Origin of the sequence: Arsenicitalea aurantiaca, from assembly GCF_003994485.1 — a bacterium.
Lineage (GTDB): Bacteria > Pseudomonadota > Alphaproteobacteria > Rhizobiales > Devosiaceae > Arsenicitalea > Arsenicitalea aurantiaca.
Genome location: NZ_RZNJ01000012.1, coordinates 1 through 1,300, shown reverse-complemented (window position 1 = coordinate 1,300; position 1,300 = coordinate 1). Strand labels below are relative to the sequence as shown.

2 protein-coding genes are annotated in these 1,300 nt (G+C 70.9%); both read left to right on the top strand.

The genetic code is table 11. From position 1 onward, the window contains the following. On the top strand, positions 1 to 777 hold a 777-nt coding region (locus EMQ25_RS17855), incomplete at its 5' end, for an efflux RND transporter periplasmic adaptor subunit (protein WP_148114833.1). Beyond that, positions 777 to 1,300: glycosyltransferase (locus tag EMQ25_RS17850; RefSeq protein WP_127189968.1), on the top strand; the 524-nt coding region annotated here is incomplete at its 3' end. The genes EMQ25_RS17855 and EMQ25_RS17850, both read left to right, overlap by 1 nt.

Below are 1,300 nucleotides of genomic sequence, written 5' to 3'. Positions count from 1 at the left end.
GAGCAACTCGTTGGCTCGAGCGGCGACGCCTATGTCAACGCCCCCCTCGCGACGATCCGGGCGCCGATCAACGGCACGCTGCAACTGAGCACGGCGCCGCTCGGCGGGCGGGTCCGCGCCGGGGATGCGATGGGCAGCGTTTCGGCGCGCGCGGTCGCCGATGCCACGCTTTCCGGGCTCGAAGAGGGGCGGCTGCTGGCCGAAGCCGAGCTCGCCGCACAAGAGGCGTTCGCCGACGAACCCGGGGCTTCGGGCTTTGGCGCGCGGCTCGGACGCGAGCAGGCCCGCCTGCGCGCGGAGGCGCTGAACTCAGCCGTCGAGCAACGCCGGGCAGCCCTGCCCGGGGAAACGGCGGCGGCGCTGCGGGCCCCCGTCGGCGGGGTCGTCTGGAGCCGGCGCACGGCGAGCGGCGAATTCGTCACCCAGGGCGAGGAGCTCGCTTCGCTCGCCGATTGCGCCACACTCTACGTGCACGCCAGCGTCGACGAACGGCTCTACAACCGGCTGCGGCTCGGCGATGTCGCCCAGTTCCGGTTCCATGACGGCCAGGTGGTCGATGCGACCGTTGCGCTCCTCGCCGGCACCGGGCCGCGCACCCTGCTCGAGACCCTCGCCATCAGCCCCACCGAGCGCCAGCGCGAGGGTTTTGCCGTGCTCCTCAGCGCGCCCGGCATCGGCGCCAATGGCGCCTGTCCGCTCGGGCGGACCGGCAGGGTGATCTTCAGCGAAGGTCCGCTCTCGGGGATCCGCAACGCGCTCGAGGCGGTCGGGTTCTAATGGTCGCGCTCCCCGAATGGGTGAGCGCCCTCATGCCGAGCCTGCTGCTGGCCGGCATCTGGATCGCCATCGTCCCCTCGCTCAAGGTCACGAGCCGCGTCGCGCGGCTGACGCTGTTTGCGTTCGGCGTCTTCTTCAGCGTCCGGTATCTGGGCTGGCGGTTCACCGAAACGCTGGCGCCGCTCGGCTGGACCTGGGACGCGCTGGCGAGCTGGTCGTTCGCGCTGATCGAGGGGATCAGCGTCGTCTCGAGCCTCTCGGCCTTCGTCATCCTCTCGCGCCATCGCGACCGGACGCCCGAAGCCGATGCAAATCTGCACTGGTTCGGCGACAGCCCGCCTTCGATCGCCGTCCTCATCGCCACCTACAATGAGGAGTGGCCGGTGCTCGAGCGCACCATTGCCGGCGCGCTCGCCTGCGACTGGCCGAACAAGCGCATCTACGTGCTCGATGACGGGCGCCGCGACTGGCTGGGGGATCGATGCCGCGAGATGGGCGTCATCCACGTCACCCGCCCCGACAA